We start from the raw sequence: 15,068 nt of genomic DNA on the forward strand, positions 1-15,068 counted from the left end.
GTCGTCAGCATCAGACCAAGTAGCGAAGAGCCAAATCCCAGTTTCATCAATCGAACTCCAGATAGACGGTTGAACCGTCTCGTCTGGAGTCGGCCCGTTGGCGGGCAAACTAGAAATGGGGGATGGTCCGGGACAACGCGCATGCCCCTTGGGCAATGCACTCGCCTGCCATCATAATTTCAGTCGCGCCGGCGGCCATAGGCGCCCGGCGAGATGCCGAAGCGGCCCCGGAACGCGCTGATGAAGTTGCTGGCCTGGCGATAGCCCATCGCCCAGGCCAGCTGCTTGAGCGGCATGTCGAGGCCGTCATCAAGCATGTTCCGCGCGGTTGCCATGCGCACGTCGAGCAGGTGGTCGAACACCGTCGTGCCGTAAATCTGCCGGAACCCCTGGTTCAGCCGCTTGGCCCGCAGGCCCACGGCGGCCGCCAGCCCGGCCAGGTCCGGCGGGTTCTGCAGATCAGCCACCAGTAGCTCTCGCGCTTCGCGGACCCGTCGCAATTCCGTGCTCGTCAGGTCCCTGTCATGAGGCTCGCCCAGCATGCCGAGCTGCAGCGCCAGCAATTCGGTCGCCTTGCCCTCGCGATAAAGCCGCTCCATCGGGCCGCGATAGTGTGGCTGCAGCAGGTCCATGGCCGCCTTGCGCGCCAGCGGCCCAAGCGGTCGCATGGTCGAGATCGGCCCGGTCCGGCGTGTGGGGCGCGTCAGCTCCGGCATTTCATGGTCCTGCGCCAGCGCTTCCACGGCGTCTGGTGTCAGCATCAGTGCCACGGATCGAAACGGCCGGTCTGCCTGCAGGTGATAGCGCACCGGCCTGTTGGACAGGCTCAGTGCATAGAGCTGGCCGCTATCGCGCCAGATCTGGTCAGGACTGCCCGCCGCCTCCAGCACGCCAGTGCCGCTCAGCATGCAGCCCATTATCAGGTTGTCAGTGGCGACCTCCCCCATTGCCGCCATGGAATAGGGACTATCCGCGCGCCCCTCTGCCCGGAACAGGCTCACGCCCCCGCGCACCGGCAGGTGATCGAGAAACCCCCGATAGGGTCCGTCCTCCAGACTGATCCGGCCGGAATGGTCGAACTCTCCGGTGACGCTCTCGTGCCCCGACGAGAAAACCCATTGTTGCTTCATCGGTCCTCCGTGGCAAAGCCATCACAATAGCCGCGCCCGAAGTCGCGGCAAGCCGCTCGGACTCTGGCAAAAGGCGAGAGTTATGCGCAAGGGCCGTCCTTAACCCGGTCCACATTTCGTGGCAAAAAGACATCCATCTTCCACCCGCCGCGCGACAGCGCTAGCGTCGGCAGGTGCGCCGAGTCGCCATCCCGGCGTCTCGCCGCATCAAGGGGGCCCTTCAGCATGCCAAGCTTGGCACATCTCTACTTCCGCAGCGCCATATTGTTTCTGATCGCCGGCATCAGCATCGGCATCTACATGTCGATCAGCCAGAACCACAACGTCATCGGCGCCCACGCCCATATCAACCTGCTCGGCTGGGTCACCAGCGCGCTGTTCGGCGGCTACTATGCGCTGAACCCGGCCAAGGCCACCGGCCGCCTGCCCATGGTGCAGTATTTCATCTACACCATCGGCGTCGTCATCATGGCCGTCTCCCTCTACCTGCTGCTGCAGGGCAATATCGGCATGACGCCTATCGTCGCCGCCAGCTCGCTGATCACCTTTGCCGGCGTATTGCTGTTCGCCTGGGTGGTCTTCATGCCCGCCGGTGCCGGTGCCCAAACCGCCCCACGGGCCGCCCAATAGCCACGCCCGATGCAGGCGGGCGACCGCCTGCATCGCCATGTTCCAGAGCAATTCCCAGCACCAGGTCTTGACAGCCCATATACATCGATTAATCTCGATATATGGAACGAACTGCCGCCATCGATATCTTCGCCGCCCTCTCCCAGGCCACCCGCCTCGAGGCCTTCCGGCTCATTGTCCAGCACGAGCCCCAAGGCCTGCCGGCCGGCGAGATTGCGCGCCAACTCGATGTCCCGCAAAACACCATGTCCACCCATCTGGCCATTCTCACCCGTGCCGGACTGATCGAGGCCGACCGCCAGGGCCGCTCCATCGTCTATCGCGCCGTCATCGACCGGGTGCGGGAGATCGCCAGCTTCCTGGTTCAGGATTGCTGCGGCGGCCGGCCCGAGCTTTGCGAACCCCTGGTCGCCGATTTCACCCCGTGCTGTCCGCCAAAGGTCTCCAGCCATGTCTGATCGCGTCTACAACGTCCTGTTTCTCTGCACCGGCAACTCCGCCCGCTCGATTCTGGCCGAGGCGATCATGAATCATGTCGGCAAGGGCCATTTTCGGGCCTTTTCGGCCGGCTCGAGCCCCAAGGGCGACGTGCATCCCCTGACGCTCGAGGCCCTGCGCACGGCCGGTATTGCCACAGACGGCCTGCGCTCCAAGGCCTGGGACGAGTTCGCCACCCCCGACGCGCCTAAAATGGATTTCGTCTTTACCGTCTGTGACAATGCCGCGGGCGAAGCATGCCCGGTCTGGCCCGGCCAGCCGATGACGGCCCATTGGGGCATCGAAGATCCCGCCGCCATCAAGGGCACGCCATTCCAGCAGCAGGCGGCCTTCGATAGCGCCCTGCGCTTCATGCGCAATCGCATCACCGCCTTCATGAGCCTGCCGCTGGCCAGCATCGACCGCATGACCCTGCCCTCGAAGCTCGCCGGCATCGGCGCCATGGAAGGCAGCACCAATCGAAGCGAAGGCGCCGCCTGAGCGCCTCACCGCCCCCGCTTCCCCCATCAAGGCGCCCCATGTCGATCTTTGAACGCTACCTGACCCTCTGGGTCGCCCTCTGCATCGTCGCCGGCATCGTGGCCGGCCAGTTCCTGCCCGGCCTGTTCCAGTCCATCGGCGCGCTCGAATATGCCCAGGTCAACCTGCCCATGGCGGCGCTGATCTGGCTGATGATCATACCCATGCTGCTGCGCATCGATTTTGCCAGCCTGCGCCAGGTTAGCGCCTATTGGCGTGGCATTAGCGTGACCCTCTTCATCAACTGGGCCGTCAAGCCCTTCTCCATGGCCCTGCTCGCCTGGCTGTTCATCGGCTGGCTGTTCCGCCCCTGGCTGCCGGCCGTCCAGATCGACAGCTACATTGCCGGCCTCATCATCCTGGCTGCCGCCCCCTGCACCGCCATGGTCTTCGTCTGGTCCAACCTCACCAAGGGCGAACCCCATTTCACCCTGAGCCAGGTGGCCCTTAACGACGCCATCATGATCGTCGCCTTCGCCCCCATTGTCGGCCTGCTGCTCGGCCTGTCGGCCATCACCGTCCCCTGGGATACGCTGCTGCTCTCGGTCGGCCTCTATATTGTCGTGCCGGTGATCGCCGCCCAGCTCTGGCGCCGCTTTCTGCTGGCCAATGGCGGCGTCGACGCCATCAACCCTGCGCTCGCAATTCTGCAGCCCGTCTCCATCGCCGCCCTGCTACTGACCCTGGTCATGCTGTTCGGCTTCCAGGGCGAGCAGATCGTCGCCCAGCCGCTGGTCATCCTGCTGCTGGCTGTACCGATCCTGATCCAGGTCTATTTCAACGCCGGCCTGTCCTACACGCTCAATCGCGCCGCCGGCGAGCAGCATTGCGTGGCCGGCCCCTCGGCGCTGATCGGCGCTTCCAATTTCTTCGAGCTGGCCGTCGCCGCCGCCATCAGCCTCTTCGGCTTCAATTCCGGCGCCGCTTTGGCCACCGTAGTCGGCGTGCTGGTCGAAGTGCCGGTCATGCTGTCCGTGGTCTGGATCGTCAACGGTTCCAAAGACTGGTACGAGCGCGGCGCCGCTGTGCACCGCAATACAGAAGCGAAGGCTGCCGAATGAGCGTCACCATCTATCACAACCCCGATTGCGGCACCTCGCGCAACACCCTGGCCATGATCCGCCAGTCTGGCGTCGAGCCCGTGGTCGTCGAATATCTCAAGACGCCGCCCTCCTCCGTGCGCATCGTGGAACTGGTGGCGGCCGCCGGCATGAACCTGCGCGACGCCATCCGCCAGAAGGATACGCCCTATGCCGAACTGGGCCTCGCCGACCCGTCGTTGAGCGACGCCGCCCTGCTCGACGCCATCGCGGCCCACCCGATCCTGCTCAACCGCCCCTTCGTCGAAACCCCGCGCGGCACCCGCCTCTGCCGGCCTTCCGAAGTCGTGCTCGATATCCTCGAAAACCCCGACATCGGCCCCTTCACCAAGGAAGATGGCGAGGTCATCATCGACGCAACAGGCAAGCGCCTGGTCTGACCGCTAAGCGGCGTCTCGCCCTGCGCGGCCCTTGCCGGCGATGCGGGTGCCGAAGACGCGGTCGCGGCCGGCGCCCTTGGCGCTGTAGAGGGCCTCGTCGGCGGCGCGGACCAGCTCCAACGCGTCGCGGTGGACGTTTTCGGGCATATAGGTGGCAACGCCGACACTGGCCGTGAGATAGCCGCGCTCGCTTGTCTCGTGCGGCAGGCGCGCCTCGGCCAGGGCGCGGCGGAAGCCTTCGGCGACCAGATAGGCGCTGTCCGCGTCGGTATCAGGCAGGATGGCGGTGAATTCCTCGCCGCCATAGCGCGCCGCCAGGTCGCCCGGCCGCTTGAGGCTGGCTTTGAGATGCTGGCTGACCAGGCGCAGGCATTCGTCGCCCGCGGGGTGGCCGTAGTGGTCGTTATAGGCCTTGAACTGGTCCACATCGACCAGCAACAGGCTGAAGGCCGTCCCCGCCCGGGCGCTGCGGCGTGTCTCGGTCTCGATGGCCTCGTCGAAGGCGCGGCGATTGAGCAGGTCCGTCAGGCTGTCGGTGCGCACCAGTTCCTTGAGCTTATTGGTGGTCGTGTGCAGCGCCAGTTCGGCCAGCTTCATGCGCGTGACGTCGGCGACCACCACCATGGTCGAGCCTGAACTGGTCGGCCGTGTGCGCAATTGCAGCCAGCGGCCGTCGAACAGATTGATCTCTTCCTCGCTCTCCACAGCCAGGTTGGCGACAATGGCGTCGATCCAGGCCTCGGGATTGTGCCGCGGCACGGTAACCTGCTCATCCGTCTCCACCACGGCCTGCAGGATGTCGCGCAGATAAGCGCCCGGCTGCCGCAGCTTGCCGGTATGCGGGAAGCAGGCCCGATACTGTTCGTTGCAGAATACCAGCCGCCCTTCGGCGTCGAACACCGCCAGGCCATCGGACATTTCAGCCAGCGCGTAGGACAGCGTATCGCGGTTCTCGACCAGTTCCTGCCGCAGCCGCTTGTCGACGGTGATGTCGCGGGTCACCCCGGCCAGGCCGATGATCTGGCCGGCGGCATTGTGCAGCGGCACCTTGGAAGTGGAGAAGCAGCGCTCCCGCCCCGTACGATCGACAAACAATTCCTCAAAGTCGAGCATCGGCGTGTCGCCGGCCAGGATGGCCCGCTCGCGCTCCAACGTCGCCTGGGCGCGCTCAGCCGACATCAGGTCGAAATCGGTCTTGCCGATCATGTCCTCGGGCCGGGCAAAGCCGTTGAACTCGGCCACCGTATTATTGACCGCGGCGAAGCGGCCTTCGTGGTCCTTGATATAGTTGAAATCAGGCGACTGGGCCAAAGCGGCCGCCAGCAGGTCGCGCTCGGCTGAGCGCCGCCGGGCCTGCAGAAACACCACGCCGGCCAAGCCTGTCGCCACTACGTTGAGCAGCGCCTGCGGCAGGCCGACGTTGATCAGCATGGGCAATGTGGGCCCAGGCGCAAATATCACCAGCGCGCCGATCCAGACCAACGCGGTGGCGATCCCCAGCACCAGGCAATGCCACGCCGCAGGGCCGCGGCGGCCGACCAGCAGGCGCCCGCCCAGGCCGACCAGCACGAACATGACGATGACGATGATGCCGGGCGTCAGGCCGGCCCCGCCCATGCCGATGCGCCAGGCCAGCGCCAGGATGCCGCTGATGGCGGCCGCCAGCGGACCGCCGAAAAAGGCTGAAACCGCCAACAGCGTCGCGCGCATATCTATATGCATGCCGGGCGCGAATTCGGCGGACATCACCATGGTGGCAACAGCACCAACGCCCATGGTCGCGCCGAACAATGCGCTGCGCACCGCCCCGGGCAAGCCGTACAACCGGGTCCGGGCATGCCCCCACCCGACCACGACCAGCATCACCACGGCGACGTTGCCGATCAGGATTTGCCAAGTGGACGTCAAACCACCTTACCTCGCGAACCGGGCCGCAGTTGCACCGGATAACCCGCTCGAGTCACGGGCTAGCCTAGATCAATATCATCGAACTCTTTGCCATTTTCTAAATCAGACCGCGCTCATTCGCATCAAGCAGATGGGCAGTAATGCGTCGGGGGAAGGACTCACCAACCCTCATAGGCCCTTGCGAACAGCTTAGCCCCTCCCCGCTCTCCCGGCCACCCCCGGCCTCGAGCCGAAATCCCGCCTGGGATTTCCAGTCGTCCCTCCGCCATGGCTTGCAATGACGGCCTCGCCGGTTAGCGATCACCCCGGCACCAATGCCGGTCACCCCATCCGAATAGGCCGTATTCCCGCCATTGCTGTAGCCGCGATGGATATTGGCCTGCCAGCCACCCAGCATGCCGGTCACCGACAGCAACAGCGGCGTACCATCCGGCTGCCAGTCTACCCTCGCCCACCACATACTGCCCGCCGAGCCGGCTCGAGCCGCCCGCCTTCCGTTGCTGCCAGGAGGGACTGGTGCCGATGCCCAGCCCGGCCGTCACCGAACCACCGAACCACCGAACAGTTCGACGCACCCGCCCACTTCGGCCAGCCCCAGCGCCGTCTGGCTGGCGCCATGCACGCCCAGATCCCCGGTCGCCCAAACGCAGTGGCCATCTGCCAGGCTGCCCTGCTGCATCAGCGGCCGATGATGCGCCTCGTTCATCGGCAGCCAGGTCAGGAACTCGCCGGCCTGTGCAACCGACGTCGTCGAGAACAGCGACCGATTGTACTCCGCCACATTCATGATGCCTGTTCCCGGACCAGGACCCGGCGCAACGCGGGCGATATAGGTCCGCCCCACCCTCGACGTCCATCAGGCCGGCAACCACCAGCCGTCGCCGGAGATATCGGTGGCCCAGGCTTCGCCGACTGGATTGCCCGGGTCAAGCAGACCCAGGTCCGACATGGTGCCCACGAACATGACGCCATCAGCGCTGAGCGCCGGAATTCCGACATATCGCCAACGCAGGTCCGGCCGCGACGGGTCGAGGATTTCAACCGCGGCCTCGACCTTCGGCGCCAGCACCAAAGCGGTTGTCACCATCAGCAATCCGACCAGAACCAGTCGCCCCCGGCCTCGCCGTTTCCGCACGCCAAACGCCCGCACCGCCATCATCATCCCCCGAAAGCAAAAAAACCGATCCACAGGGGACCGGCTTTGCGAACTAGAAGACTCGGGGACCTACCTCAACGCAGGGGCAGCCCGCGCATAATCATTGCCCGCGATCATAATCGTCTTTGCCATCAACCCGGTAGTTGCCGGGCGTGACGCCGTGACAAAGTTCGTCACTATAGGCCAGTTCCCAGGCCAGGTGCTTGAGCGCAGGGGCGTGCAGGTAGTTGAATACCGTCGTGCCATACATCTCGCGGAAACCACCATTGAGCCGTTCCCCACCAGCGCCTCTCATTTTTGCAAATAGGTCCTACTTGCATAAACTGTTGCTGCCATCCCCTGTCAGCAGCCCCCGTTCCCTCTCCGTTCGAGACCCGTTATGCTGTCGGGAACATTGCACAACCGCGCCTCGTTCCCCATCTGAGTCGCCTTCTCCAGCGCTGGAGCGCTTCCAGGAAAGTGGTGACCGGTTTTCCGGTTCGGAAGCGCGACAACTCGAACGCGAGCAAGCCCCATGGCCGACAAATCCGCCCGCCCCGGCAAAGCTGAGTTTTCCATCGACGACTTCCTCGGCGAGATCGAGAAGGCCGAGGACATCGCCGCGTCCAAGCCGCTCTATGCCGAGCGCATGCGCAACAAGCGTGCGCTCGACCGCGCCGACCAGAAGCTCGCCTCCGACGCCGCCGAAGCCGAAGCGGCTGCCCTCAAGGCTGCCCAGCAGGCGGAAAAGAAGAAGACCGCGCTGGAAAAGCGCCGCTCCACCAAGTCCAATAACGACACCGCCACCGGCATGTCGGCCAGGACCAGCAAGACCAAGATCAACTCCGTCGACCGCATCGATTTCGACGGCATGGGCGAGCCGGCCCAGGCCGGCTTCGGCCACATGCCCTCGCCCGCGACGATGAATGCCCGCGACATTTCCCGCGCCGCCGCCGCCAATCCCGACGCCATGAGCAAGCTGCGCGAGGCGCTCGACGAATCCGTCAAGAAGAACAAGGCACGCAAGGGCGAGAGCCTCGAAAACGCCCAGACCGTGGGCGTCACCGCCACGGTCAAGGCGCTCGAGCAGATCATCCTGCATGGCCGCAAGGAGGTGGAAGGCTCCTCCCCCTGGGTGCCGCACAAGGCGCAGAACCAGCTCGAAAAGCGCGGCCCCGCCCGGCCCTTCCGCATGGTGACCGATTACCAGCCCGCCGGCGACCAGCCCACCGCCATCGCCGAACTGGTGGAAGGCATCAACAATGGCGAAAGTGACCAGGTGCTGCTCGGCGTCACCGGCTCGGGCAAGACCTTCACCGCCGCCAAGGTCATCGCCGCCACCAATCGCCCGGCGCTGATCCTCGCCCCCAACAAGACCCTCGCCGCCCAGCTCTATGGCGAGTTCAAGTCCTTCTTCCCCGACAATGCGGTGGAATACTTCGTCTCCTACTACGACTATTACCAGCCCGAGGCCTACGTCCCGCGCACCGACACCTATATCGAGAAGGAATCCACCATCAACGAGCAGATCGACCGCATGCGCCACTCGGCGACGCGGGCGATCCTCGAGCGCGACGACGTCATCATCGTCGCCTCCGTCTCCTGCATCTACGGCATCGGCTCGGTGGAAGACTACACCGCCATGACCATCGACGTGCAGAAGGGCCAGAAGATCGACCAGCGCGAGCTGCTCGCCAAGCTGGTGGCCCTGCAATACAAGCGCGGCGACACCGGCTTCGTGCGCGGCACCTTCCGGGTGCGCGGCGATACCGTCGAAATCTTCCCCGCCCACTATGAAGCCGCCGCCTGGCGTGTCTCCCTCTTCGGCAACGAGATCGAATCCATCGTCGAATTCGACCCCCTCACCGGCAAAAAATCCGCCGACCTCAGCTTCATCCGCGTCTTCGCCAATTCCCACCACGTGACGCCGCGCACCACCATGAACCAGGCCATCAAGGCCATCCGTTCCGAACTGGCCGCGCGCCTGCAGGAACTCAACGGCGCCGGCCGTTTCCTCGAAGCCCAGCGCCTCGAACAGCGCAGCCTGTTCGATCTCGAAATGATGGAAGCCACCGGCTCCTGCGCCGGCATCGAGAACTACAGCCGCTATTTCTCCGGCCGCCGCCCCGGCGAGCCACCGCCGACCCTGTTCGAATATCTCCCCGACAATGCCCTGGTCTTCGTCGACGAAAGCCACGTCACCATCGGCCAGCTCGGCGCCATGTATCGCGGCGACCTGCGCCGCAAGGCGACCCTGGCCGAATACGGCTTCCGCCTCCCCTCCTGCATGGACAATCGCCCTCTGCGCTTCGAGGAATGGAACGCCATGCGCCCGCAATCGGTCTACGTGTCCGCCACGCCCGGCTCCTGGGAAATGGACCAGACCGGCGGCGTCTTCGCCGAACAGGTCATCCGCCCCACCGGCTTGATCGATCCCCCGGTCGAAATCCGCCCCGCCAAGGCCCAGGTCGATGACGTGGTCGACGAGATCCGCCAGACCAACAAGGCCGGCTACCGCACCCTGCTCACCGTCCTCACCAAGAAGATGGCCGAGGACCTCACCGAATACCTGCACGAACAGGGCATTCGCGTCCGCTACATGCATTCCGATGTCGACACCATCGAGCGCATCGAAATCATCCGCGACCTCCGCCTCGGCGCCTTCGACGTCCTCGTCGGCATCAACCTGCTGCGCGAGGGCCTCGACATCCCCGAATGCGGCCTCGTCGCCATTCTCGACGCCGACAAGGAAGGCTTCCTGCGCTCAGAAACCTCGCTGATCCAGACCATCGGCCGCGCCGCGCGTAACGTCGACGGCAAGGTGGTCCTCTATGCCGACCGCATCACCGGCTCGATGGAACGCGCCCTCGCCGAAACCAACCGCCGCCGCGAGAAACAGATCGCCTACAATACCGAACACGGCATCACGCCCCAGTCGGTCCGCTCCAACATCCACGACATCGTCGACTCGGTTTACGAACGCGACCACGTCACCGTCAGCATCGGTAAGGGCCGCGACGGCAAGGAACGCGTCGAAGTCGGCGCCAACCTGGCCGCCGTCATCAAGGACATGGAAGCCCAGATGCGCGAAGCCGCGACGAACCTGGAGTTTGAGAAGGCGGCAAGGTTGAGGGATGAGGTGAAGCGGCTGCGGGAGATGGAGCTGGATACGTTGTCGGGCGAGGTGAGCTAGGTCGGTTGTTTCTTGAACATCTCCGCTAGAGCCCCCCTGCTTATTGCTTGTCTAGTAAGCTCGGCGTCTATCAGAGGGGCATGTTGCGAAAGAAAATTCCGAGTCACTTCCTCAGTCGCGTACAGATGAGCATAGCGAAACCGCGACCGAGTACACTTTTCGTCGTTGAGGCCCAGAATCTTGATCGTTTGAGCAGCAGTGGGTGCCTGCGCCTCAGCTAAATTAACGGTCATGAGCATGGACGGAAAGTCGATCTGAAAAAGGCCGTCAGGAACTAAAAATGGGTCAATAACGCCCGCCTTGGTACCCTTTCTTCCGTTCATCCTCGAACATACAAACCGGAAATTTGTCCATTCATAGGCCAAGTTTGGATGTTTATCCTTCGGCAAGTAATGCTCTACCGTGTCCGCGCCAGTTACTTCCTCAACATGAAGGGAGGTATAAGCGCAAATGTGACCGAATGCCTCGCGCAGATCGGTCTTGCAGGCTCGCCAATATTCCTTTCCGCGATACTTTGCTTTCGTGCCAATCGGCACCGTAGCAAGGAACGATGTTCCGGGTGATCGAACTTTTGCTTGGAAGTCAGCAGGCTCAGGCTGAAGAACGAACGGTATCATTCGAAGCTGCGCCTGAAGAAATTCCACCGAATCCAAAACTCATCATCGTCCGGAAGTACCTCGCGAAGACGCTGGTGGACCCTCAAAACGTCGCGCCGAGGCGCGTCACTCCCTTGAATTTGCAGGCTTTTCGCGGCCTCAATAACGTCCTCAGCGGCCTTGGATCGTGCAGAGTCCATATCAAAGAAGTCAGACATCAACCAAGCATCTACCGTGCCCTGCCTCTCAAAAGTCATGGACCGAAGCCTGACTTCGCTGTCGTCCAAGAATAGATGGTGAATGCTGTCGTGGTCGTTGGCCATCGGCTCAACTGACGCTAGGACCAGCGGCGAGTGTGTGGCTACGTGAATTTGCGCCAAAACGCCCGCCCCAAAACCCTCCAACATGCGCACCAAGGCCGGAAGTATCTGGCGCTGCCATTTGGGGTGTAGGTGAGCCTCTAGCTCGTCGAGTAATACGACGGGTGTCGAGAATGGCCTTCTATTCACGCCCTCTGCGCTTTGAGCATGCTCGGTCCATGCCCAGACCAGGAGGTACGCTATCGACAGCGCTCGCTGAGTTCCCGCGGAGGCGTAAACGATTGGAACTCTGCCATAAGGCATGCGAAGCGTTGGGATAGCACGCGAGTCGCTGGCGATTTTTGTCGGGGGTCCTAGGCCAGATATTTCGGTGCCGGCCGCGATGATCTTCAACGCTCGAGAGAAAAGCTGCCCTTGAAAGCTCTCGCTCCCCTGAGCATACCAATCAACCAGATCTACAATTAGGCCGTTGCAGACGTGCCTCCTGCGGCCAGTGCTATCGGTGGCCACCAAGCCATCCCACACGGATGTCTTGCTGAAAGTTAGAACATTTGGAGCCGAACGCCATTTCGCAGATGTGCTTCGGAGCGTGTCCCAGATTTCGTACGACCCATCGTGCCGCGCATAAAAGGCGAAGCCCTCAATCTCATCTTGCCTTTTCTTCCATCCCCCCTCAGAGGGGTCGTAAAGGGCAAGGTTTGGGCGTGCCAATGCCTCGCCGCTCTTGAGCGTGTACTCAATTTCCGAGGACCGCCGATGATTACCATCCTTGGGCTCGGCGGGGAAATCTGCCCAAACTCCCGTAAGAGCCCACCAAGCTGTGTCCAAGATGAACGTTTTGCCAACGCTGTTGTCGCCGACTATCAAATTCAGCCGAGACGATGGTTCATACGGCACATCCCGTACGGGACCTACGTTTCGCAGCTCCATCGAGTCGAGAACTGCACCATCGTTTGGCCGCGCAAGGTCTGGCCAGCCAAATGTGTTGAGAACGGTTGATTCATCGTAAGGTTCTTCTGCCAAGTCGATCTGGCGATCAAATCGGTCCGACGAGCACAACTGTTCATACTCCTCCTCCGAGAAGTTAAATTCTGACTGAAACCAGACTTCGAGTTGTCGAGCAGGACGCTTGCCCAAATCGATGACACGATCTCGGTACAGCCAAACGGCCAGATCCGCGACAGGGATACGGGCGCTACGGTTGCTGCGCATCAAATCGGCCAAGATTTTAACGTACTGCTCCCGCCAACCCCAAGTCGATTTGCCTGCATGCACAAACGCGTCGCCGAATGTATCCTTCACGACCCTCTGCAATGTGGTCGAAGCGTATCGATTGCTGACCCAGGGATTGGACGGATTTGAGCTGGCAAATGGGCTAAAGAATTTGTCCACATCAGGCAGCAGCCTGAAGTATTCCTCCAAAATCTCGATGTGAATGTAGCGGTATGTAAGGGGTATCGACTTTCCCACCGGAATGCCGGCTTTCTTGAACCCCAGAAACGCGAAGCCGAAGAAAACATGTAGGTCAGCCAATCGTTTGGCCGACAGCAATACCTGTTCGGTGGAGATATACGCCACTAGATCGCCTCCAACCTTTCTACTGCCATTTTACAAAATTCAGGATTCAACTCGATGCCGATCGAAGCTCTCCCCAGACGCGAAGCGGCTAGTTGAGAAGTACCAGAGCCGACGAATGGGTCCAGTACGACACCCTTCTCTGGCGCACCCACTTCAATACAGCGCTCCGCAAGAGCGTCAGGAAATGGTGCCGAATGTCGATACTTTGACCTGTCCAGTCTTTGAGGAGGGATAACCCATACGTCCTCGTCACCACCCAACTTCTCTCTATCAAACCAGTAACGCTGCGTGCTGGTAAACATAAATATGTGCTCGTATGTCCGCCATGGTCGATCTTTCGCGGTAGGCTCTGGTATCGCGCTCGCGCGGTGCCAGACTATAGGGCTCCGCAATATCCACTTACGATTGATGAGTTCCAACGCGACGCGCCACGGGATGCCGATGGCAGTTTTCCTGGGCACTCCCAATCCGCTTGCGTCGACAGCCCTTAGTCCCATACGTCGATGGCGGTTTTTCTTGTCATCACCTTTGGGAAGGCCTTTCGCCGAATAGTATGTATCGCCGATATTTAAAAAAACCACTGCGGTTGACTTTAAAGAGGGTCGAATGGCGTCAAGAGTGTCACAAAGTTTACTGACGTATTCCTGAATTGAGCTTTCCTGACCCAGTTGTCCTTCTACGTCGTAGTCTCTCTGCCAATAGTATGGGGGCGAAGTAACCACGCAATCGATGGAGTTTGGCCTGAGAAGCTTCGCGGTCTCCTTAGCGTCGCCCCGGTGAACCTCCCACGGAATGCCCAAGCTGGACGTTCCGGACCATGTATGAGTCCCGCTTAACATTCGATTCCTTCAGATTGTCCGAGTGTTGTACCGCAAGGCAGTACAGAAGCGAAGATTGTACGCGGCGTAGATCGCCGTTGCCCTAGAACGTCATCGTTGGCAAGGCTACGCTACTATGTCGATCAACACTCCGCCGCTCGCCGACCAGCACCTTGGTATTGCGCTTGAGGCTGGCGAGCACCCGCGCATCGGTACTCGGCGCCTCGCGCAGGTTGAGGCTGCTGGCCGAAACGAACAGTGTCGCGTCGAAACGCGGCGCCGCCGGTACATCCGCCCGCACCGAGGCCGGCCCGGAAGCCGGATTGACCGAGGCCGTCACCGGCGTATCCGTCCCCCCGATGAGATTGCCGAGCGCGGCCAACACCATGATGCCGAGAAGCACCCAAAATAGCTTGCGCATCTTCCCCCCAGCCAGACCATCGGGCGGAAGCCATCGCCGAGTCTATAGACCCTGGGGCAGGCGCCCGAACCGCCCGGTAACCAGGCTCACGGCCAAACGGCCACCAATCCCCAGCCCGCCTCTCCTGACGCCCTGCTCTGGCCCCTGCCGGCAGGCTCAGCTAGGGTCCCTCCAGAAATTCAGGAGAAAAGCGATGAAATACCTCGCCGTCGCCATCGGCGTCGTGGCCATGCTGCTGGGCGGCCTGTGGTTCCTGCAGGGCACCGGGCTGGTCACCATCGCGCCGATCCTCTGCGTCGCCGAATGCGAAGCGCTCGAAGGCCCGTCATTGCCCTGGGCCATTGCCGGCCTTTTGGCACTGTTGTTCGGCGCGGCCCTGCTCTGGCGCAGTCTCCGCCGTCGCTAGATCGGCCGCCGGCCCAGATCGTCAGCTGGTGTGGCATGCCGCCGCGCAGTGGGCGCAGCCATTGCTCTGGCGGTAGTGCCGCCTGGCCGCCGCAACCGCTTCCCTGCAGGTCGCGAAAAGCCCGAGATAGGTCGTGCTGCGCGCCTGGCCGAGCCAGTAGCAGTTCTGCGCATGCACCTCGTGGTCGCCGTTGGGCTGCGCCGTGTCATTCACATAGTAATGCTCGGCCATCGCTGCCTCCGTGAAAACAGCCAGCCAATCCGAGTCGCCGCCCCCTCGCGTCCGAAACCATCCCTAAGGGCCATTGCGCATTGCCCGCATCGCCCAGGCGCCGGGCCGCCTCCGTGCATCGCCTCCCCGCCCCAGCCTCTGTCTCTGCCTCTGCCTCCGCCTCCGCCTCTGCCTCTCGCCTCCGCCTCCCGCCTCCTGCGTCCTG

17 protein-coding genes are annotated in these 15,068 nt (G+C 62.4%); 7 read left to right on the forward strand and 10 right to left on the reverse strand.

What is annotated here, in order from left to right:
• Positions 1-179 precede the first annotated feature (179 nt).
• A complete protein-coding gene (locus V6M52_RS13705; RefSeq protein WP_332701421.1) occupies positions 180-1,130 on the reverse strand; it encodes a helix-turn-helix transcriptional regulator in 951 nt (316 codons plus the stop codon).
• Positions 1,131-1,355: 225 nt separating this feature from the next.
• Between V6M52_RS13705 and V6M52_RS13710 the strand changes: the two genes are divergently transcribed.
• From V6M52_RS13710 to arsC, 5 genes are all read left to right on the forward strand, one after another.
• Positions 1,356-1,760, forward strand: coding sequence for a hypothetical protein (locus V6M52_RS13710; RefSeq protein ID WP_332688797.1), 405 nt, complete (start codon positions 1,356-1,358; stop codon positions 1,758-1,760).
• Positions 1,761-1,861: 101 nt separating this feature from the next.
• A complete protein-coding gene (locus V6M52_RS13715) occupies positions 1,862-2,218 on the forward strand; it encodes an ArsR/SmtB family transcription factor (RefSeq protein WP_332701422.1) in 357 nt (118 codons plus the stop codon).
• Entirely contained in the window at positions 2,211-2,738 is a 528-nt protein-coding gene (locus tag V6M52_RS13720; protein WP_332701423.1) for an arsenate reductase ArsC, read from the forward strand. The genes V6M52_RS13715 and V6M52_RS13720 overlap by 8 nt, the downstream gene beginning before the upstream one ends.
• A 38-nt stretch (positions 2,739-2,776) precedes the next feature.
• Entirely contained in the window at positions 2,777-3,838 is a 1,062-nt protein-coding gene (arsB, locus tag V6M52_RS13725) for an ACR3 family arsenite efflux transporter (protein WP_332701424.1), read from the forward strand.
• Entirely contained in the window at positions 3,835-4,257 is a 423-nt protein-coding gene (gene arsC / locus V6M52_RS13730) for an arsenate reductase (glutaredoxin) (RefSeq protein WP_332701425.1), read from the forward strand. The genes arsB and arsC overlap by 4 nt, the downstream gene beginning before the upstream one ends.
• A 3-nt stretch (positions 4,258-4,260) precedes the next feature.
• Here arsC and V6M52_RS13735 read toward each other — a convergent pair whose 3' ends face one another.
• The 4 genes from V6M52_RS13735 to V6M52_RS13750 form a co-directional block, all read right to left on the reverse strand.
• Positions 4,261-6,165 carry a diguanylate cyclase gene (locus V6M52_RS13735; RefSeq protein ID WP_332701426.1) on the reverse strand — a complete coding sequence of 635 codons (1,905 nt, stop codon included), beginning with the start codon at positions 6,163-6,165 and terminating at the stop codon, positions 4,261-4,263.
• A gap of 538 nt (positions 6,166-6,703) precedes the next feature.
• Entirely contained in the window at positions 6,704-6,952 is a 249-nt protein-coding gene (locus V6M52_RS13740) for a hypothetical protein (RefSeq protein WP_332688808.1), read from the reverse strand.
• Between the two features lie 69 nt (positions 6,953-7,021).
• Entirely contained in the window at positions 7,022-7,252 is a 231-nt protein-coding gene (locus V6M52_RS13745) for a hypothetical protein (protein WP_332688810.1), read from the reverse strand.
• 169 nt (positions 7,253-7,421) lie between these two features.
• The gene (locus V6M52_RS13750; protein WP_332701427.1) at positions 7,422-7,616 is read right to left on the reverse strand and encodes a hypothetical protein; all 195 of its coding nucleotides are present in this window, start codon (positions 7,614-7,616) and stop codon (positions 7,422-7,424) included.
• A gap of 333 nt (positions 7,617-7,949) precedes the next feature.
• Here V6M52_RS13750 and uvrB point away from each other — a divergent pair, with 333 nt between their 5' ends.
• Positions 7,950-10,493, forward strand: coding sequence for an excinuclease ABC subunit UvrB (uvrB, locus tag V6M52_RS13755; protein ID WP_442881866.1), 2,544 nt, complete (start codon positions 7,950-7,952; stop codon positions 10,491-10,493).
• Here the strand turns inward: uvrB and V6M52_RS13760 are convergent.
• The 4 genes from V6M52_RS13760 to V6M52_RS13775 form a co-directional block, all read right to left on the reverse strand.
• Positions 10,490-11,137, reverse strand: a complete 648-nt coding sequence (locus V6M52_RS13760) for a hypothetical protein (protein WP_332701429.1) — start codon at positions 11,135-11,137, stop codon at positions 10,490-10,492. The genes uvrB and V6M52_RS13760 overlap by 4 nt on opposite strands.
• Positions 11,107-12,987: an AAA family ATPase gene (locus tag V6M52_RS13765; RefSeq protein WP_332701430.1), complete on the reverse strand. Its 1,881-nt coding sequence runs from the start codon at positions 12,985-12,987 to the stop codon at positions 11,107-11,109. Before V6M52_RS13765 ends, V6M52_RS13760 begins: the two co-directional genes overlap by 31 nt.
• On the reverse strand, positions 12,987-13,787 hold the full coding sequence (locus V6M52_RS13770; protein ID WP_332701431.1) for a DNA-methyltransferase: 801 nt from the start codon (positions 13,785-13,787) through the stop codon (positions 12,987-12,989). Before V6M52_RS13770 ends, V6M52_RS13765 begins: the two co-directional genes overlap by 1 nt.
• Before the next feature lie 121 nt (positions 13,788-13,908).
• On the reverse strand, positions 13,909-14,226 hold the full coding sequence (locus V6M52_RS13775) for an SH3 domain-containing protein (protein ID WP_332701432.1): 318 nt from the start codon (positions 14,224-14,226) through the stop codon (positions 13,909-13,911).
• Between the two features lie 193 nt (positions 14,227-14,419).
• Here V6M52_RS13775 and V6M52_RS13780 point away from each other — a divergent pair, with 193 nt between their 5' ends.
• Positions 14,420-14,632 carry a hypothetical protein gene (locus V6M52_RS13780; RefSeq protein WP_332701433.1) on the forward strand — a complete coding sequence of 71 codons (213 nt, stop codon included), beginning with the start codon at positions 14,420-14,422 and terminating at the stop codon, positions 14,630-14,632.
• 21 nt (positions 14,633-14,653) lie between these two features.
• Here V6M52_RS13780 and V6M52_RS13785 read toward each other — a convergent pair whose 3' ends face one another.
• The gene (locus tag V6M52_RS13785) at positions 14,654-14,863 is read right to left on the reverse strand and encodes a hypothetical protein (RefSeq protein ID WP_332701434.1); all 210 of its coding nucleotides are present in this window, start codon (positions 14,861-14,863) and stop codon (positions 14,654-14,656) included.
• Between the last annotated feature and the right edge of the window lie 205 nt (positions 14,864-15,068).

The sequence above is a fragment of the Devosia sp. genome, from assembly GCF_036676215.1.
Taxonomy (GTDB): domain Bacteria; phylum Pseudomonadota; class Alphaproteobacteria; order Rhizobiales; family Devosiaceae; genus Devosia.